The organism is Paenibacillus sp. NPDC058071, assembly GCF_042885235.1.
GTDB lineage: Bacteria > Bacillota > Bacilli > Paenibacillales > Paenibacillaceae > Pristimantibacillus.
Map to the genome: position 1 here is coordinate 257,223 of NZ_JBHVSK010000003.1, position 18,555 is coordinate 275,777.

An 18,555-nucleotide genomic window follows, 5' to 3' on the forward strand; every position below is an offset into this window, starting at 1 on the left:
TTAACCATCCCTTTCCTTGCGCGGATTTTGCGTTTCCAAATAAACCGGACGGCGCTTGTTCCACATGCGCGGCATCTTGAATATCGCTGCTGCCGCCTGTTTCAAATCGAGCGGAACGAGCGGCGACAAATAAGGCACGCCAAACGATTCCAATCCCGTAATGTAGATCAGAAACAAAATAACCGAAAGAATGAACCCGTAAATGCCAAGCGTCACGCTGAGGATAAAGCTCATAAAACGGAGCAGGATGATCGAACTGGTCATCACCTGATTGACGACCGTCGCTCCGGCCACAACCGTTACCGCCACGACAACGATCATGAGCGGCGATACCATTCCCGCCCGAATCGCCGATTCGCCGATAATAAGTCCGCCAACGACGGTCAGCGTCTGGCCGATCGCGATTGGCAGCCGCACGCCGGCCTCTCGAAACAGCTCCATCAGGCTCATAATCACAAACATTTCCAATCCCGTTTCCATCGGCAGCCCCATTCTGCCGGTCGAGATCGTCGCCACGAGCGTAAAGGGAAGCTGGTCGGTATGAAAAGTCGTCAAAGCAATATAAAATCCCGGCAAGAACAACGATATGGCTAAACCGACAAAGCGCAAAACACGACCGACATTCACGGACAGAAAAGGAAAATTGGCGTCCTCTGGCGATTTCAACAACAGAAAAAGATTGACCGGCCCGATAATGACGCTAGGGTTGCCGTCCACCAATATAATAAAGCGCCCGTTGATCAAGCAGTCGGAAGCGAAATCAGGACGGCCCGTATAGTGGGTGACGGGAAACAGCGTAAATTGCGTCGGCGACAGCAGCTCCTCCAGCTGGTTTGACGTCAGCAGCCGCTCGACCTTGATATTTTGCAGCTTTTGCAGAACACCTTCGATCATCTCTGGATTGGCAATACTCTTCATATACAGCAGCGCGACCTTGCTCGACGACATTGTCCCGATCACTTCGAATCTGCAGGCCAGATCGGAGGTACGCAATCGGGTCCGAATAAGCGCAACGTTCACAGCCAGCGGCTCGATGAAGCCGTCGCCCGCGCCGCGGATCGACACCTCGCTGGTTGATTGCTCCGGATTTCGGGTCGGGATATTAGAGATGTCGATGCTCCACATGCACTGCAGATTAGGAAGACAGAAGAGTAAATGACCTTCGAATACGCGCACTGCCATCGCTTCCGCACCGAACCGCTCCGTCGTCAAATCGAGCTGCGACCATTCCAGATTCGTCACTCGTTCGATATCCTCTTTGCGTAAAAATTTCGTTTTCTCATAAACCCGGGAAAGCTCGGGGAGGACGACGTCGTTGATCATTTTCGTCTCCGCCATCCCGCTGCAATAGACAATAATTGCCCGAACGGGCGGATCGCCTATCGAATGAATATCGATGATAACGTCGTCGCAATTCGCAAAAAACTTCGTCAGCGTATGTCCGTCCATTACGAATGTTTGCTCTCCATCCTCATTCTTCATCGGCCTTTTGTCCTTTTCCACTTATGCCGCCTCCTTGTCTTCTTTTTTAAACCAGGTCAGCAGAGCTAGAATGAACGTGACCGACCAGACGTAGATGAGCATGATCGGAAATTGAATGCGATTTACATATTCGTAGACCAGATCGATTCTCCACCAGTACATCGCCACACCGCACATGACAGCGGTCACCACCCCCACAGCAACCAGCCTTTTGCGCGGGCGGCGAATGTCGAGCAAATCAACAATCAGGTAGATCGAAATTGCGATACGGGCGAAGGAGCCGCTCAGCCATTGATAAATCGATAAAAAATCGACATGCTGCAACAGCTTTCCTACGCTAACCAGCTTCCACTGCTCGAACGGCGTGCTTCGCTGCTTGGACGCTTCCTCGGGACCGAATTCTGTAATCGCGCCTAACGTAGGCCCAATCGTCATTCCAATCATAAAAATAGCCAGCAGCACTAAATGCCACCACTTGATCTTCTTCTTCACTTCATGGGAATAAAGCATCAGTATCCATATTTCAACGAGGCCGCCTAACGCATAAATAGCCCCTTTCCAGACCGGCAGCATGCCGTTGTCCATTATGGGCAGCAAATGATGGTAGTCTTTATACTTTGTATTGGCCGTCATGACAAAATAGCCGAGAAACAGCACAACGGGCAATAGCAAGCTGGAGGTCATCGCGATGGAACGAAGTCCTCGAAACGCAGCCAAAGCGGACACAGCGGCGCCGCTCACGACGACGACCGCTACAGGCGTAAATTGCAAATAAGTCGTAATCGACCAGTTGGACGTTTCAAACAGCGTATGAGCGCCAAGCATAAGCAGCAGCAACGAAGCCGTCAGCCGAAACAGCCAAGACGGAAACACGCCGAACTCGCGGGCAATCCAATCCGGAAGTCGCTGGCCTTTTAACCGCTTGATTATGACGAAGAGCAGCGTCACAAAGAGCAGAAAAAACGGGGAGGCAACTAAAATCGATATCCAGCCGTCTCTTCCCGCCATATCGAGTATCGCCGATATGGAGAATACATGGCAGACCAAACCGGCGCTGAGCAGCAATATTGAGAACGCCATCCAGATCGTGATCGGCTTGCTGACGATTTTCATAGAAGCGTAACCCCCATCCCCCATTCAAAGCTATCCTATAGAGTTCCAAATTTTAGAACGATTATGCGGAAGGAATGAAAGGAAAGGCGGAATTGCTAGAGGGGCGCAGACAAACAAAATGCCGCTGCAGCCGCTCTCCTGAATGGAGCATCGGCCGCAGCGGCGCTGCATACCCGTTATCGAAACAGAAATTACATTTATTCATCGAATTTTCTGACATCTACCGTCACTTGAAGCGTTTGTCCGCCATTGCCGCGGTAGACGCCTTTGACCGGCACGATATCCTTGTAATCTCTGCCGTGACCCAGCTTCACATATCTTTCGCCGACCGGGGCTTCGTTCGTCGGATCGAAGCTGCACCAGCCAAGCGTCGGAACGTAGGCTTCCACCCAAGCGTGGGAGGCTTGCTCGAAATCAGCAGTTCCGCCCTGCAAGTCGCCGACGAAATGGTAGCCGCTGACGTATCGGGCGGGAATCTGATGCGCCCGGCAGCAGGCGATCATCAAATGGGCGAAATCCTGGCAAACGCCCCGCTTGGCGTCAATCATATCGCTCGCCTTCGTTTTGACCGTCGTCGCTTCCGGATCGTATGTGAACTGCTGACGAATGCTAGAAGACAGCTGAGTCAGCCAGCCAAGCACGCTCATATCGAGTCCTTCCTTATCGCAAATGCTGTCGGCAAAAGACTGCACGCCATCCGTTATGTCCGCATAGCCGGTAGGCAGCAGAAACTCAGCAAATCGATTGGCTGCTTCCTCCGTCTCCAGCCATGACCACGCCTCCCTAGCCGGCTTCCCGTTCAGAAGCGCCGCCTGCTTCTCCGGACTCAGCGCGTTCTTCGTTACGACCGTCATTTGCGTTCGGATCGTCAGCCTCCGATGAGGGGAATTGACGGAAAAGCTGTGTACCCGGTTGCCGAAATAATCTTCATAGCTGAACAAGGAAGCGTTCGGTTCAATCCAAATCGCTTGCTGGTAACAGGATTGGCGGTCATTCGTGCTCGGGGTGAGACGGATTTCATTGACACTGTCCGTGACCGGACCCTCGTAGTCGTACTGGGTGACATGGGAAATGTTGAGTCTCATGCGCTTGCCTCCCCCATGCGAAAAAAGGTTTTGGCAAACAGCGTCCCCAGCGTCTGGCACGCCTCCAGCAGATGCCCGACAATCGAGCCGTTGCGATCGATAACCATATCCTCATGCTCAAGGCAGTCCAGATCGGCCGTCACCTTGCCAACTTGGCGAATGATCCGGTCATGTGCGCTCTTCAGCTGTTTATCCTGTAATTCGATTTGCCGCATATGACCGTCCAGCGTATGGAAGGCGAAATGAACCGACCGCGGGAAAGCCGGATTCAAAATGACGAACTCAACGAGCGATTCGACCGACATGCCGTCTGCGTAGTAACGGCGGAACGACTGATAGCCGCTAACCGACTTCAGCACCGCTTGCAAATACGGGTAAGCGCCGGCGTTGTTCCAGCCATCCCCGCTCGCCGCGTTGCCGACCGCCTTAATAATGCGCAGCGTATTCTCCGCTCGCTCCAAGTAACGGCCGCATTCGATAAAATGCCATTCGTTCTCGCGGGGCATGACCGACTGGCTGATGCCTTGGAACAGCGCAGTCCACTCCTTGATCCGCCCGTAAAACAGATGGGGCGATTCCTTCATTAAATCTTCCGGCTGCTTCTCTCTCAGCCATAAATAGAACGAATTGATCGTATCCCACAGCTCGCTCGGCACCTTCTCGCGCAAGGTGCGCAAATTTCCGCGGGCGTGGCTTACGCAGGAGACGAGCGAGTTCGCGTTGTCCCGGTCGAGCGTCGTGTAATACAGCACATCGGGCTCGCTGTAACTGCCGTACTGAGCTTCGTAAGACTCCCTGCTGCCCAGAGCGTCCACGATTCGCGTCCATTTGCACGGGGCGTCGGCACTCTCTTCTTCTGGGCCGCCCGCTTCCAGCATTCGTTCATCCTCCGCCTGCAGATGGTAATGAACATCGATCAATCTCGCGTGGTTTTCCGCACGCTCCATATAGCGGCCAATCCAGAACAACGCCTCCGCATTGCGGTTAAGCATAGCGACCCCTCCTTTTCTTTTGACCCGCCTCTTTACCATTTTATCCATTCCTGCCTCGAATCAACGGCTAAGCACCCAAGTGTCCTTCACGCCGCCGCCCTGAGAGGAATTCACAACAAGCGAGCCTTCGCGCATCGCCACTCTCGTCAGCCCGCCCGGAATGACATGTGTCTGTTCGCCCATTAACGCGAAAGCCCGCAAATCGATATGACGAGGGGTCATCGCTCCGTCCACCATAACCGGCGCTCGTGACAGCTTCATCGTCGTCTGCGCGATATAACGCTCCGGCTCCCGCTTGATCGCTTCCGCGAACGCGCTGATCTCCTTCGCCGACGCGCTTGGACCGATCAGCATGCCGTAGCCTCCAGACAGCGATGTCTCCTTCACAACCAGCTGCTCAAGATGCTCGAGTACGTAATCCCGTTCCTCCTTGCGAGTAAGAATATACGTTGGAACGTTGTGCAAGACCGGCTCTTCGCCTAAGTAGTAGCGAATCATATCCGGCACATAAGCGTATACCGCTTTGTCGTCGGCCACGCCCGTTCCCGGAGCGTTCGCGATGGCGATGTTGCCCGCACGGTACGCGTTCATCAATCCCGGCACGCCGAGGAGCGAATCGGGATGAAAGGCGAGCGGATCGAGAAAATCGTCGTCGATGCGCCGGTAAATGACATCTACTTGCCGCAGGCCGCGCAGATCGCGCAAATAAATTTTATGATCCTTGTAGACGAGATCCCGTCCTTCGACCAGATGGATGCCCATCTGCTGGGCGAGAAAGGTGTGCTCGTAATACGCGGAGTTGAAAGATCCCGGTGTGAGCAGCACAATGAGCGGATCGCGCTTGCCGTTCGGCGCGAGCGACCGAAGCGAGCTTAAGAAGTGGTTCAAGCTTCGCTCGATGCTTTGTACGGAAGAGGATAAATATAAATCGTGGAACAGCTCGCTCATCAAGGTGCGGCCTTTAAACAAATAGGAAAAACCGGACGGAGAACGCAAGTTATCCTCCAATACAAAGTAACGGCCTTTCTCGTCTCTAATTAAGTCTATGCCGGAGGCGGTAATATAAACGCCTCCCGGGACGTCCAGGCCGACCATTTCGGGTCGAAAATACGTATTGGCAACGATCATTTTCCGAGGGATAACGCCGTCTCTTACAATTCGCTGTTCATGATAAATATCGTGAACAAACCGATTCAGCGCCTGAATGCGCTGCTTAACGCCGCGGTCAACCGCCTCCCACTCGTGCTTCGGAATGACTCGCGGAATGTAATCGAACGGTATCGTTCGCTCCAGCGGCTCACTCTGACTAGGACTGTACAGCGTAAAGGTGATGCCTTCCTCCAGCATCCGCTGGTTAAGTGCATGCTGGCGCATCGTCAGCTCGGAATGCTTCATGCGTCCGAACAATCGGTGCACGCTGTCGTAGTGGGGGCGAACCGACAAGTCCTTCTCGAACATTTCATCGTAAAAAGACTGCGAATCGTAATAATGCGATTGCGACTGTTTGGCCGTCGACATGCCAACCGCCTCCTTCATGTTGACGCAGCATTTCTCTATGAATGCTTGCGTTTGTTGACTATTGTTATCATGGTGTCAACTTAATGTTAGGAAATTGGACGTTATATCGAGTTAAAAGTAAAATTATGTTAGGGATATCATACTAAATCCGAATATTGATGTCAAGTTATATATCATAAAAGCAGGGTTTCTACGGTGACGAAGAAACCCTGCTTTATATCATATGCCTATTCTTTTGTTATGTATTCAATTGGCGCAAATCTTTCGCCACCTGATCGATCATCGCCACGAACGCCGCAAGCGCCTGGGAGCGTGCCGCCTGATTGCGCGCTTCACTCGAAGTCCGATCTGATTCCTTCCGCACCTCCGCCACCTTCTTGGCGATTTCATCCAAATTACGCTGAATCGTCTCCTGTGCCTGACGTGACGATGCGGCCAACTTCCGCACTTCGTTGGCGACGACTTCAAAGCCTCTGCCCTGCTCGCCTGCCCGCGCCGCTTCGATCGCAGCGTTCAAGCCAAGCAGATGCGTCTGATCGGCAATGCCGCGAATCAGCACGCCCATCTCCGTGATGCCGTCCAGCTCCGTTTGCAGCTCTCCAAGAAGCCCATGCGCCTGCTGCTGCGATTGCGAGGTCGATACGGCCGTCTCGGCGATCGACTTCGTGCTTTCGTCGAGTTCGACGATGAGGCCCGCCAGCTTCTCTACCGCCCCCGTTATCGTCGTCAGCATTTCCGAGCGCTCGTCTGCGAGGCGCTGCACCTTCGCCTGCTCCGACTGGTTATACGCTTCCAAAACAAGCTGCGAGTCAAGATTGAACATTTTGCTGAGAGAATGGTAGACCTCTATCCATCCGTTTGGCATAACCCGCTTCAGCACCGTGCCGGCGATATCCAGATAAGTCATATAAGTGCCCAAATACCATTCTGTCGTCAGCCCGATGCGCGAATGAACCAAACCGATACGGATACGGTTCTCGATAAAAGGCTCGTCGATCGTGCCGTCGGCCAGCGACAGCCAGTAAACCCGCTGGGTTTCCTTCAGCCGCGAGATGTTGCTGACGCGCGCTATGAGCTCCATCAACTCGGGATATTGTTCGATGCTGCTGTAAAAGCGTTCAACGACTTCCTCGACCACCTGCTCGAATATCGGCCGGCAGGACGCCAGTCTTTGCAAATCCTCTTCTGTAATACCCGTATAATTCAACTGCCGCTCTCGTTCGGCGGATACTTGTATCATTTAATTAGTACCTACTTTCTATGATGTTATATTTATCCTGTTCCTATTATATCGTCAAATAAGCTATATTTGTAAACTTTAGTTGTAGAAGGACGGCATATACGCAAAAAATCGGCGGGTTTAAACCCCGCCGATTTTTTTATTCTAATGCTTCTTTTATCGATTTAACAGACTCCCAACATAACGCAGCAGCTCGTTGGCGCATACTGGGCAATAGCCATGCTCGTCGATCAAACGCTTCGTCACTTCGTTGATCCGCTTCAACTGGCTCTCGTCCGGCGTCTTCGTCGACGTCGTAATTTTGACGATATCTTTGAGATCGGCGAATAGCTTTTTCTCCACCGCCTCGCGAAGCCGTTCGTGGCTGGTGAAATCGAATTTCTTCCCTTTGCGTGAGTAAGAGGAAATTCGAATCAATATTTCTTCGCGGAACGCCTTCTTCGCGTTTTCCGAGACGCCGATTTGCTCCTCGATCGACCGCATCAGCCGTTCATCCGGGTCCATCTCCTCGCCGGTCAGCGGATCTTTAATTTTCGACCAATTGCAGTACGATTCAATATTGTCGAGATAATTTTCGAATAACGTGCGAGCCGACTCCTCGAAGGAGTAAACAAACGCTTTCTGTATCTCTTTTTTCGCCAAGCCGTCATATTCCTTGCGAGCGACGGAAATAAAGTTCAAGTAGCGTTCGCGCTCCTCCTTCGTAATGGAAGGATGCTGATCCAGGCCGTCCTTCAGCGCCCGCAGCACGTCCAGCGCATTGATACAGGACATATCTTGCTTGATGAGAGCGCTCGAAATTCGATTGATGACATAGCGCGGGTCAATACCTGACATGCCCTCCTCAATGTATTCGTTCTGCATTTCTTTCAGATCGGCTTCCTTGAAGCCCTCAATTTCTTCGCCGTCGTACATCCTCATCTTTTTCACCAAATCCATGCCTTGCTTTTTCGTCTCCTTGAGACGGGTAAGTATGCTGAAGATAGCGGCTGACCGCAGCGCATGCGGCGAAATATGAATATGCTTCATATCGCTCTGGCCGATCAGCTTCGTATATATTTTTTCCTCCTCCGACACCTTCAGGTTGTAAGGAATCGGCATAACGATCATCCGCGACTGCAGCGCCTCGTTTTTCTTGTTGCTAATAAACGATTTATACTCCGATTCGTTCGTGTGGGCAATGATCAGCTCGTCAGCCGAAATTAACGCAAATCTTCCCGCTTTGAAATTCCCTTCCTGCGTCAGAGAAAGCAGATTCCACAAAAACTTCTCGTCGCATTTCAGCATTTCCTGAAACTCCATCAGACCCCGGTTCGCCTTGTTCAACTCGCCGTCGAAGCGGTAGGCCCGCGGGTCGGACTCCGAGCCAAACTCGGTAATCGTCGAGAAGTCGATGCTGCCCGTCAGATCGGCAATGTCCTGCGACTTCGGATCGGACGGACTGAATGTGCCGATGCCGATCCGATTTTCCTCGGATATGAGCACCCGCTCAACTAATACGTTCTCAATATCGCCGTCGTATTCCGTACGCAAGCGCATTTGGCAGGAAGGGCATAAGTTGCCTTCGATGCGAACCCCCAGCTCCCTCTCGATCTCGGGACGCAAATCATGCGGTATCAAATGAAGCGGCTCCTCGTGCATCGGGCAGCCTTTAATGGCATAAACGGCGCCTCTGCTCGTACGTGAGAACCGCTCCAATCCTTTTTTCAACATCGTCACGATCGTCGACTTGCCGCCGCTCACCGGACCCATCAGCAGCAGTATCCGTTTGCGAACATCCAGCCTTCTGGCCGAAGAATGGAAATATTCCTCCACCAGCTTCTCAACGGCGCGGTCCAGTCCGAAAATTTCCTGCTCGAAAAATTTGTACCGCTTTCCGCCGCCGCCGTTATCCTCTACGCCAAACGATTCGATCATTTCATAGACGCGCGCATGCGCTGTCATCGCCGGAGACGGGTCTTCGCTTAGCAGCCCGATGTAGTCTTTAAATGTTCCTGTCCACGCCAGCTTTTCGCTCTCCGTCTGATATTCCGATATTCGCTTGAAAATGTCCATGCCGTGCCTCCTCCCATCGCTTCCGCAATCCGCTTTTTTCACTCCGCCCGGGGTTTTCTCTAGACAATCTATCGAGGGGGAACCATTTTTATTGAAGTATTACATTCCTATGCTTCGGCCTAGCGGAAATTGACCACTATTTTAGTCGGCAATCCAGCAAATTGCGACAAGCAGGGTCATTCCTTTGTTATAATAGAAGAAAGAAAGCGGGGGATCGCGTTGGCAGTACATAAGGAAGAGGAGCTGTACGGTCCAATCAAAGCCTTTTACGAGCGGCTTGGCTATACGGTCAAAAGCGAGGTATTGCACTGCGATCTCGTCGCGATGAAGCCGGACGGCTCGGAGACGATTGTCGTCGAAATGAAAAAGACGTTCAATCTCGCCCTGCTGCTGCAAGGGATCGAACGTTTGCGGCTGACGGACACGGTTGTACTCGCGGTCGAACGAAATCGGAAAAAGAGCGGCGCCCACAACCAGCGCTTCGGCGACATTACGGAGCTGTGCCGCATGCTCGGCATCGGTCTCATGACCGTTACCTTCTTCAAAACAAAGTCGCCGGTCATCGAGATGCTTTGCGAGCCCGGGGAGCCGCCGCAGCGCGGGGCGCGACGGAAGAAGCAAGCCCGGCTGCTGCAGGAATTTCGCGAGCGCAGCGGTGATTACAACGTTGGCGGAAGCACGGGACGCAAGCTCGTTACCGCTTATCGGGAGAAGGCGCTGCGCTGCGTCTATGCGCTTCAGCAATTCGGACCGTTGTCGCCAAGCAAGCTGGCCGCCATCACCGGCAATCCGAAAAGCGCGCAGGTGCTTCGACATAATTATTACGGCTGGTTCACGCGAATTGAACGCGGCAAATACGGCCTGCTGCCAAGCGGCGAGACCGCTTTAGAGGAATACGGCGACGTTATCGCCGATTGGGTTTCCGGACTCGCAACGAAAGAAGCCGCCTCAAGCTCCGATTGACCGGAGCCGGGCGGCTTCTTTCTATTAATATGAGCCGAGAACAGAGAATGCTAACTTTCTGCCGGCCGTTCATCTGCTGCAAAGTCGTATTAGCTGCGCGCCGTAAATTCGCGAATTGCTTCGGCAAGACGCTCTACGCCGATGCGCGTTCTTTCCCCTTTATTATGCGTGAAATTAAGACGGGCCGTATTGCGCTGCGGGTCGTCTCCGTAGAATGAGCTGCCCGGCACAAAAGCAACACCTTTCTTGACTGCAACCTTCAGCAGCGTTTCCGCATCCAAACCTTCCGGCAGCTCTACCCATAGGAACATGCCGCCTTTCGGTTCGATCCACGTCAAGCCGTCGATCGCCTGCGCCTGCAGCAGCGATTGCATCTCCCGCATCCGCTCGCCGTACGAGCTCGAAATCACTTTAATATGTTCATCCAACGGGAAATGCTTGAGCAAATGATGCAAAATTTGCTGATCGATCGCACTCGAATGGATATCGGCAGCCTGCTTCGCCTTCGCCATCATTTGAATGACAGCCGCGTCGCCGATTGCCCAGCCAGTGCGCAGCGCCGGAGCAACCGTTTTCGAGAAGGTGCTTGTATAGATGACTGAATTGCCGCCGGCCGCTTGATCCAGCGAGAACATCGTCGGATATTCCGCATCCGCATCATATTTGATTTCGCCATACGGATCGTCTTCGAGCACCGGAACGCCGTAACGAACGCACAGCTCAAGCAGCTGCTTGCGGCGCTCTGTCGTCCACACTTTGCCGGTCGGATTGCCGAAAGTCGGCACCGCGTACAGCAGCTTTGGCTTATGCTCGCGGATCAGTCGTTCTGCATCTTCAGGAACGATGCCGAATTCGTCGCTTTCCGCAGCGATGACGCGAAGACCGTGCAACTGGAACACTTGCAAGCAGGCCAAATAGGTTGGCTTCTCCACCAGAACGACGTCTCCCGGGTCCGTCAACGCTTCCACGAGCAAGCTGATTGCCTGCTGTGAGCCGGTCGTCAGAATCATTTCTTCCGGACTCGTCTTCATCCCTTTTAATGCCATTCTTTCGGTAAGCTGCTCGCGCAGCGGAATGTACCCCTCTGTCAAACCATATTGAAGCGATCCGGTTCCTCCGGAAAAAACACGGTCGGCCGCTTCGCGAACCGCTTGTACCGGGAACAGCTCCTCCGCCGGCAAACCTCCCGCAAACGAGATCAAATCGCTGCCTTGCGTCAATTTCAGGATATCCCTTACTGCCGATGATTTCACTTGGGAAATCTTAGATGCAAACCGGTATTCCATAGCTTTACGCCCCCAATTTAAGCTGTATTCATTCTATATTCATTCTGTTATTTTCTCATAATAAATCGGATAACGGCAAGCCTTTCTTCTTTTCTCGCCTTGCGTAACAATCTGTTCACAACTTTTCACGTTTTCTTTTTTTGCCGTGTTGGGTATAATGTAATCAAATGCTGTCGTTTCGGAGGTGTAGCACATGTCCATTACTATGATTACCGTGTTGACCGTATTTGTGTTGTTCATTACTGCGATGCTTACTTCTTCCTATAATGACGACAAAACGAAAGGCCTGTAAGCCCGCGCTACAGCCTTTATACAAAGAAAGAAGCTTCCTGCTTGTTGGCGCGAATCGCCCGGGCAGGAAGCTTCTTTTTTTTAATGAGTGAAGTGATTCAATTAATTATGCTATGGATTAAGGGCGGATTTGTTTCATCTCACCGATGCATTGTCCGCATAAGTACCGTTCTTTAAAATCACGTACTTCTTCCATCGATCCGCAAAATACGCATCTCGGACGATAGCGCTCCAAAATGATGTGATCGCCTTGCACTAAAATTTCAACGGGATCTCCTTCGTTCATTTGATACCGTTTTCTTAACGATTTCGGTAGAACGATTCGCCCGAGTTGATCCACCTTTCTTACTACGCCTGCTGGTTTCATTCTATTCACCTCTCCTGTGTCTTGATTGCTAGCCTGCTTAGAAACCTTTGCATAATAGCTTTCGATGGACGTTAGGCAATTCCTTCCCCGGCCCGGATATTCTTAATATCCTGCAAAATATTAACGCAGCGACGGAAAACCTTTTTGCCGCAGCGCCTCATACAGCACAATCGCGGCGGAATTCGATAAATTGAGCGAACGAACATCGCCCGTAATCGGTATGCGAATGCAAGTATCCAAGTTCGCTTCAATTAATGCTTGCGGAAGCCCCTTTGTTTCCTTGCCGAAAACGAGAAAATCCCCGTCTTGATAAGCAAAATCGGCATAGTTCTTCGTCGCACGGGTGCTTGCATAGAAAAAGCGTCCTTGCGGATTCGCATCCAGCAGTTCCTGGAACGAATCATGGTACTCCACATGCACCGCATGCCAGTAATCGAGCCCCGCTCTCTTCAGCGTCTTATCGTCGGTTTGGAAGCCGAGCGGACGAACAAGATGCAGATGGGCTCCGGTAGCGGCGCACGTTCTCGCAATGTTGCCCGTATTCGCAGGAATTTCCGGTTCAACCAGAACAATATGAAATGCCATTCTTTCTTTCACCTCTCATCCTTGACTATTATACATGAATTGCTATTTGATCGCACGAAATAGCCGGACATAGGCAATTTTTACACACGGTTAACGTACGCTTAATCTTTTCTTTAAGGTCGTCTTTCATAATGGAGACATAAATGCAGGAACCATTAGGAGACAAAAGGAGCATAGATCATGAAGAAAAAAATATTAGTCGTCGATGACGAGCCCTCCATCTCCATGCTGATCGAATTCAACCTTAAGCTTGCAGGCTACGATGTTCGCTGTGTCGGCGACGGAGAAGCGGTGTTCGAAGCTCTTAAACCGTTCCGCCCCGATCTTATCGTGCTCGACTTGATGCTTCCGAAAATGGACGGCATTCAAGTATGCCGAGAGCTGCGCAAGCAGCAAAACGCTGTACCGATCGTCATGCTGACCGCACTGCAAGACGTCACCGATAGAATAGCCGGTTTGGACAACGGAGCCGATGATTATATGACGAAGCCCTTTAGCCCGCAAGAGTTGATCTCGCGAATCCAGGCGATATTCAGGCGGATTCAAAGCCTCCCTGGCGCCGTTCCGGCAACCGTCTTCGATATCGGCAATCTGTCGGTGCATGCCGAACAGCGGGAAGTACTCATTGACGGCAAGGATGTCGAACTGACCCCTAAAGAATTTGAGCTGCTTCTCTTCTTGTGCAGGCACCGAGGGAAAGTATTAAGCAGGCAGCAGTTGCTGCACGGAGTCTGGGATTACCATTTCCTTGGCGACACCCGTATCGTGGACGTTCACATTAGCCATCTACGCGAGAAAATCGAGAAAAATGCGCGGATGCCGGAATATATTATGACCGTCCGCAACGTCGGTTATAAGCTGCATGGCCCGGCAATGGTCGATTCGTCGCTCGCTTAGAGAAAAAAAAGGACCTCTCTCCCTTCATACAGGGAGTCGAGGTCCTTTCGCTAATTAACCGTTGCGGCGTTGGAAGTCGGCCATAAACTCAGCAAGCGCCTTGCAGCTTTCATGCGGCACTGCATTGTACGTGGAAGCGCGGAGGCCGCCTACGTCGCGATGTCCTTTCAAGCCTACAAAACCTTGCTGCTCCGATTCTTTCACGAACAGCTTTTCCAGCTCCTCGTTATGGATGCGGAACGTAATATTCATGACCGAACGGCTGTCGTTATGCGCGAAGCCTTTGTAGAAGCCGCCACTTTGATCGATTTGATCGTAAATTAGATTTGTTTTATCGCGGTTGTATTGCTCGATTTGCGCGACTCCGCCCTTTTCTTTAATCCAATTCAGTACCAGGTTGACCATGTATACCGAGAAGGATGGAGGCGTGTTGTAAAGCGAGTTGTTTTTCGTATGCGTATTATAACGGAAAATCGCCGGGATTGTTTTCGGGCTTTCTTCAGCAAGATCGTCGCGAATGATAACGACTGTTACGCCGGACGGACCCAGGTTCTTTTGCGCTCCCGCATAAATGAGTCCGAACTTGCTAATATCTACAGGGCGGGACAAAATATCGCTCGACATATCGGCAATAAGAGGTACATTGCCGCCGATCGTCGGATATTCAGCAAATTGCGTACCGCCAATCGTTTCGTTCGACGTGAGGTGGAGATAAGCTGCATTGTCCGGCACCGCAATTTCGCTGAGGCTCGGAATGCGCTTGAAGCTGTCGCTTTCGGACGAAGCGGCTACAACGGTCTCGCCGATCAGCTTCGCTTCTTTAATCGCTTTTTCGGCCCAATTGCCAGTCATGACATAAGCGCCGGGACGGCCGGGACGAAGAAGGTTCATCGGAATCGTAGCAAACTGCTGGCTTGCTCCGCCTTGCAGGAACAGGACATGATAATTGTCGGGAATTCCGAACAATTCGCGCATGAGCGCTTGCGTCTCGTTGTTCACGTTCTCATACAGTGCGCTGCGGTGCGACATTTCCATAATGGACATGCCGGCGCCCCCGTATTCCACAAATTGCTCTTGCGCCTTCTGCAGCACTTCAAGCGGCAACGCGGCCGGACCTGCATTGAAGTTATAGGCTCTCTTCATCTCCATTAACCCACCCTTTTATAATAGTCTTGCTTCCGAAGAAGCTCTCGCATGATAACGCTAATGATAACAATTTTACGCGCAACCATCAAGTGCATTCCGTCTCTTTTATTGACAAAAAGTCGAACGGTGCCTCTTTTACATATAAAAAACATTCGGTTTTTAGCTTCAAAACCGACTTTAAGTGAGGGGAAGCGCTACGGGTCAGAGGGTTCTTCCGATCGCCATTAAAGCCTGATTCCTTTATTTGATAAATGTTTGTGGTAGAAATCTGGCTTTAAAAGCGACCACTTTCGTTTCTCCAGAATCCCTCTGCCCCTCCACTTTTTCTCCTTTTTCGTCAAGCACTGATTTTGATGTAGAACTGTTTTATCTTAACTACCGCAAGGAACTGTACAGCCCACAGGCTGACATTTTCGAACGCCACAACGTAAAAAAGAGCCTCCGAGGAGGCTCTTTTCAAGGATTAGCAGCCGAAATACAGGCTGTACTCGTGTGGATGAATGCGGATCGAAACAGCTTTCGCTTCGCTGCGTTTGAGGGCAACGTAGTTTTCGATAAACTCTTTCGAGAAAACGCCGTTTTCAGTCAAGAATTCGGAATCGGCTTCCAGAGCGTCCAGAGCTTCGTCCAGTGTACCAGGTACGCTGCGGATCTCTTTCTTCTCTTCTTCCGGCAATTCGTAAATGTTTTTGTCGAATGGACCGTAGCCAAGAGCAACTGGATCCAGTTTGCGCTTGATGCCGTCCAGACCTGCAAGCAGCATTGCTGCGAATGCGAGGTAAGGGTTAGCCGTGGAGTCCGGCGTACGGAACTCAATGCGGCAGCCTTTTGGCGTAACCGAAGCGATTGGAATACGAACCGCAGCGGAACGGTTGCCTTTCGAGAATACAAGGTTAACCGGTGCTTCATAACCAGGAACCAGACGTTTGAACGAGTTCGTGCTTGGGTTCGTCAAAGCGATCAGGGCTGGAGCGTGATGCAGAATGCCGCCGATGTAGTGCATAGCGAGCGGGCTCAGGTTGCCGTAAGCGCCTTTTTCATAGAACAGCGGAGTGTCGCCGTCGAAGATCGAGGAGTGAACGTGCATACCGGAACCGTTGTCGCCGAACAGCGGTTTAGGCATGAAAGTTGCCACTTTGCCGTATTGGCGAGCTGTGTTATGAACAATATATTTGTAAACCATCAGGTTATCAGCTGTTTTCGTCAGCGTGCTGAAACGGAAGTTGATTTCCGCTTGGCCTGCCGTTGCCACTTCATGGTGGTGACGTTCAACGCGAAGGCCGACTTCTTGCATCAGACGAACCATTTCGCTGCGAATGTCTTGTTGTTGGTCTACTGGGGCAACTGGAACGTAGCCGCCTTTGACCGGAATTTTGAAGCCAAGGTTGCCGCCTTCTTCTTTACGGTTTGTGTTCCAAGCCGCTTCTTCGGAATCAACAAAGAAAGAAGAGGAGTTCATTGTGCTTTCATAACGAACTTCGTCAAATACGAAGAACTCGGATTCTGGAGCGAAGAACGCTGTTGTGCCGATACCAGTCGTTTGCAGGTACTCTTCCGCTTTTTGAGCGATGCTGCGCGGGTCGCGCTCGTAGCGTTCGCCGTCTGGCGTATAAATGTTACACATGATGTTAAGTGTTGGGTGGTCTGTAAAAGGATCGATGAATACGGATTCCGTATCAGGCATCATCACCATGTCAGATTCTTCAATTCCGCGGAACCCTGGGATCGAGGAACCGTCGAATGCTACACCATTTACGAAAGTGTCGCTGTCGACTTCTGTCGAAGGAAGAGTGATGTGGTGTGCATGACCGGAAAGACTCACGAAGCGGAAATCTACGAACTGAATGCTGTTTTCTTTGATAAGGTCCAAAACATTTTGAACTGACATCTGATATTTCCTCCATTTCCGAACATTTGCTTTGTTGTGAACTGTTATTGTTCAATTTTCGTTCCAAACTATGAAGTAATTATAAAACCACGATTTCTGACCGTCAATAGTTATGTAAGGTATTTTTTATAGGCATGTAAGCTATACTTACAGCTTTAAACATTTGTTCACATTTGCCCCTCTAAAAATGAGAAAAAAACCCTCAAATCCTTTGACAACAAAGGGATTTGGGGGTTTTTGAGCGGACTGGCGCTTATTTCTTCCATTCCAGAAATGCATCCGCTGGCGCTTTAGGCGTATCGAATTGCTTGCCGACGATTGGCGCCAGCTTCTCTAAGTCCTTTAATAAATTGGCGAACTTATCCGGGAACAGCGATTGTACACCGTCTCCTGTCATCGAATTGTCCGGGTCGGTATGCATCTCCACGATCAGGCCGTTCGCGCCTGCCGCAACGGATGCTTTGGACATAGGCTCCACCAGCTCCCGGCGGCCCGTGCCGTGGCTCGGGTCAGAAATGACAGGCAAGTGGCTGAGGCCTTGCAGTACTGGAATCGCCGACAGATCGAGCGTGTTGCGCGTGTACGTTTCAAATGTTCGAATTCCGCGTTCACACAGCATCACATTCGGATTTCCGCCTGCCAGAATGTATTCCGCCGCATTCAGAAACTCGTCGTAAGTAGAGCTGAAACCGCGTTTTAACAGCACCGGCGTTTGAATCGTTCCAAGCTTGCGGAGCAAGTCGAAGTTTTGCATGTTGCGCGTGCCGACCTGAAGAATATCGGCATATTCCGCACAAACGTCAACGTATTCCGGCGTCATGACTTCAGTTATCGTCAGCAAACCGTGCTTCTTGCCCGCTTCGGCCATCATAATGAGCCCTTCTACGCCAACGCCTTGGAAGCTGTAAGGACCTGTGCGCGGCTTGAATGCTCCGCCACGAAGCACTTGTCCGCCCGCCGCTTTTACAAGTCTTGCGATCTCGTCAATTTGTTCCGGCGATTCAACGGCGCACGGTCCGCCCATAATGACGAGGTTGTTGCCGCCGATTTTAACACCTTTAATATCAATAACTGTATCTTCCGGATGGAAGTCGCGGCTTGCCAGCTTGTAGGACTTCGAAATTTTAACGACGTTCTCTACACCCTTCAATTGACGAAGATGCTCGGCAAGCGACGGCTCGACTTGACCGATAATACCGATGACGGTACGATCCGTTCCTTTGGACACATGGGCTTGCACGCCCGCTTTTTCAATTTGCTCAACGATTTCCTGTATACGCTCATCCGACACTTGCGACTTAGTAATAACGATCATTATTCATCTCTCCCTTTTTTCACTTCAACGCTTGTTCGCTTTTTAGCTTCTATGCTTTTTAGCTTTTGTGCTTCTACGCTTTTATTTGCTAAAGTAAATATACACGATGGTTCGCTCTTCCGTCAAGTATTAAATTGTGATGAAAAAAGGGATTTGCTTCAATTACGTACAGCAAATTTAACTTCTCACAGTTGGGGCAGTTGTAGTAGTAATCGGGTAACCTCCTAACGCAGCACTGCGACTGCGGCTCAATGATAGCAACGTGCTGTTGTGGCAGTTTCCGGTACCATCACCGTGCATCTGTGTATCTGCCACATTCGAACGAATAACAG

15 protein-coding genes are annotated in these 18,555 nt (G+C 51.2%); 2 read left to right on the forward strand and 13 right to left on the reverse strand.

Annotated features, from left to right (window positions below; genetic code table 11):
• The 7 genes from ACFVTB_RS06595 to ACFVTB_RS06625 form a co-directional block, all read right to left on the reverse strand.
• Positions 1-1,503 carry a spore germination protein gene (locus ACFVTB_RS06595; protein WP_387746591.1) on the reverse strand — a complete coding sequence of 501 codons (1,503 nt, stop codon included), beginning with the start codon at positions 1,501-1,503 and terminating at the stop codon, positions 1-3.
• A complete protein-coding gene (locus tag ACFVTB_RS06600; RefSeq protein ID WP_387746593.1) occupies positions 1,504-2,595 on the reverse strand; it encodes an endospore germination permease in 1,092 nt (363 codons plus the stop codon). It abuts the gene before it with no gap.
• A 197-nt stretch (positions 2,596-2,792) separates the two neighbouring features.
• Positions 2,793-3,680, reverse strand: a complete 888-nt coding sequence (locus ACFVTB_RS06605; RefSeq protein ID WP_387746595.1) for a transglutaminase family protein — start codon at positions 3,678-3,680, stop codon at positions 2,793-2,795.
• Positions 3,677-4,672 carry an alpha-E domain-containing protein gene (locus ACFVTB_RS06610; protein ID WP_387746597.1) on the reverse strand — a complete coding sequence of 332 codons (996 nt, stop codon included), beginning with the start codon at positions 4,670-4,672 and terminating at the stop codon, positions 3,677-3,679. Before ACFVTB_RS06610 ends, ACFVTB_RS06605 begins: the two co-directional genes overlap by 4 nt.
• 60 nt (positions 4,673-4,732) lie before the next feature.
• Positions 4,733-6,190: a circularly permuted type 2 ATP-grasp protein gene (locus ACFVTB_RS06615; RefSeq protein ID WP_387746598.1), complete on the reverse strand. Its 1,458-nt coding sequence runs from the start codon at positions 6,188-6,190 to the stop codon at positions 4,733-4,735.
• A gap of 238 nt (positions 6,191-6,428) precedes the next feature.
• Positions 6,429-7,430 carry a protoglobin domain-containing protein gene (locus ACFVTB_RS06620; RefSeq protein ID WP_387746599.1) on the reverse strand — a complete coding sequence of 334 codons (1,002 nt, stop codon included), beginning with the start codon at positions 7,428-7,430 and terminating at the stop codon, positions 6,429-6,431.
• 156 nt (positions 7,431-7,586) lie between these two features.
• Positions 7,587-9,485: a PrkA family serine protein kinase gene (locus tag ACFVTB_RS06625; protein ID WP_387746601.1), complete on the reverse strand. Its 1,899-nt coding sequence runs from the start codon at positions 9,483-9,485 to the stop codon at positions 7,587-7,589.
• Positions 9,486-9,704: 219 nt separating this feature from the next.
• Here ACFVTB_RS06625 and ACFVTB_RS06630 point away from each other — a divergent pair, with 219 nt between their 5' ends.
• Positions 9,705-10,448: a DUF2161 domain-containing phosphodiesterase gene (locus tag ACFVTB_RS06630; protein WP_387746603.1), complete on the forward strand. Its 744-nt coding sequence runs from the start codon at positions 9,705-9,707 to the stop codon at positions 10,446-10,448.
• An 89-nt stretch (positions 10,449-10,537) separates the two neighbouring features.
• Here the strand turns inward: ACFVTB_RS06630 and ACFVTB_RS06635 are convergent, their stop codons facing one another.
• The 3 genes from ACFVTB_RS06635 to trmL all read right to left on the reverse strand — a co-directional run bounded on the left by ACFVTB_RS06635 (position 10,538) and on the right by trmL (position 12,977).
• Positions 10,538-11,734, reverse strand: a complete 1,197-nt coding sequence (locus ACFVTB_RS06635) for an aminotransferase-like domain-containing protein (RefSeq protein WP_387746605.1) — start codon at positions 11,732-11,734, stop codon at positions 10,538-10,540.
• A 409-nt stretch (positions 11,735-12,143) separates the two neighbouring features.
• Entirely contained in the window at positions 12,144-12,392 is a 249-nt protein-coding gene (locus ACFVTB_RS06640) for an AbrB/MazE/SpoVT family DNA-binding domain-containing protein (protein ID WP_387746607.1), read from the reverse strand.
• Positions 12,393-12,512: 120 nt separating this feature from the next.
• The gene (trmL, locus tag ACFVTB_RS06645) at positions 12,513-12,977 is read right to left on the reverse strand and encodes a tRNA (uridine(34)/cytosine(34)/5-carboxymethylaminomethyluridine(34)-2'-O)-methyltransferase TrmL (protein WP_387746609.1); all 465 of its coding nucleotides are present in this window, start codon (positions 12,975-12,977) and stop codon (positions 12,513-12,515) included.
• A 180-nt stretch (positions 12,978-13,157) separates the two neighbouring features.
• Between trmL and ACFVTB_RS06650 the strand changes: the two genes are divergently transcribed.
• Positions 13,158-13,874 (forward strand): response regulator transcription factor, encoded by a 717-nt coding sequence (locus tag ACFVTB_RS06650; RefSeq protein ID WP_387746611.1) that lies wholly within the window; start codon positions 13,158-13,160, stop codon positions 13,872-13,874.
• 54 nt (positions 13,875-13,928) lie between these two features.
• Here ACFVTB_RS06650 and serC read toward each other — a convergent pair whose 3' ends face one another.
• The 3 genes from serC to aroF form a co-directional block, all read right to left on the reverse strand.
• Positions 13,929-15,017 carry a 3-phosphoserine/phosphohydroxythreonine transaminase gene (gene serC, locus ACFVTB_RS06655; RefSeq protein WP_387746613.1) on the reverse strand — a complete coding sequence of 363 codons (1,089 nt, stop codon included), beginning with the start codon at positions 15,015-15,017 and terminating at the stop codon, positions 13,929-13,931.
• A 466-nt stretch (positions 15,018-15,483) separates the two neighbouring features.
• The gene (gene glnA / locus ACFVTB_RS06660) at positions 15,484-16,908 is read right to left on the reverse strand and encodes a type I glutamate--ammonia ligase (RefSeq protein ID WP_387746615.1); all 1,425 of its coding nucleotides are present in this window, start codon (positions 16,906-16,908) and stop codon (positions 15,484-15,486) included.
• A gap of 253 nt (positions 16,909-17,161) precedes the next feature.
• Positions 17,162-18,223, reverse strand: coding sequence for a 3-deoxy-7-phosphoheptulonate synthase (gene aroF / locus ACFVTB_RS06665; protein ID WP_387746617.1), 1,062 nt, complete (start codon positions 18,221-18,223; stop codon positions 17,162-17,164).
• Positions 18,224-18,555 lie beyond the last annotated feature (332 nt).

Bases quoted from the DNA above. Each gene is read 5' to 3' on its own strand.
- ACFVTB_RS06620 (WP_387746599.1), bottom strand. From the start codon at position 7,430: ATGATACAAGTATCCGCCGAACGAGAGCGGCAGTTGAATTATACGGGT.
- serC (WP_387746613.1), bottom strand. From the start codon at position 15,017: ATGAAGAGAGCCTATAACTTCAATGCAGGTCCGGCCGCGTTGCCGCTT.
- ACFVTB_RS06605 (WP_387746595.1), bottom strand. From the start codon at position 3,680: ATGAGACTCAACATTTCCCATGTCACCCAGTACGACTACGAGGGTCCG.
- glnA (WP_387746615.1), bottom strand. From the start codon at position 16,908: ATGTCAGTTCAAAATGTTTTGGACCTTATCAAAGAAAACAGCATTCAG.
- ACFVTB_RS06635 (WP_387746605.1), bottom strand. From the start codon at position 11,734: ATGGAATACCGGTTTGCATCTAAGATTTCCCAAGTGAAATCATCGGCA.
- trmL (WP_387746609.1), bottom strand. From the start codon at position 12,977: ATGGCATTTCATATTGTTCTGGTTGAACCGGAAATTCCTGCGAATACG.
- ACFVTB_RS06610 (WP_387746597.1), bottom strand. From the start codon at position 4,672: ATGCTTAACCGCAATGCGGAGGCGTTGTTCTGGATTGGCCGCTATATG.
- ACFVTB_RS06640 (WP_387746607.1), bottom strand. From the start codon at position 12,392: ATGAAACCAGCAGGCGTAGTAAGAAAGGTGGATCAACTCGGGCGAATC.
- ACFVTB_RS06600 (WP_387746593.1), bottom strand. From the start codon at position 2,595: ATGAAAATCGTCAGCAAGCCGATCACGATCTGGATGGCGTTCTCAATA.
- ACFVTB_RS06650 (WP_387746611.1), top strand. From the start codon at position 13,158: ATGAAGAAAAAAATATTAGTCGTCGATGACGAGCCCTCCATCTCCATG.
- ACFVTB_RS06625 (WP_387746601.1), bottom strand. From the start codon at position 9,485: ATGGACATTTTCAAGCGAATATCGGAATATCAGACGGAGAGCGAAAAG.
- aroF (WP_387746617.1), bottom strand. From the start codon at position 18,223: ATGATCGTTATTACTAAGTCGCAAGTGTCGGATGAGCGTATACAGGAA.
- ACFVTB_RS06615 (WP_387746598.1), bottom strand. From the start codon at position 6,190: ATGTCGACGGCCAAACAGTCGCAATCGCATTATTACGATTCGCAGTCT.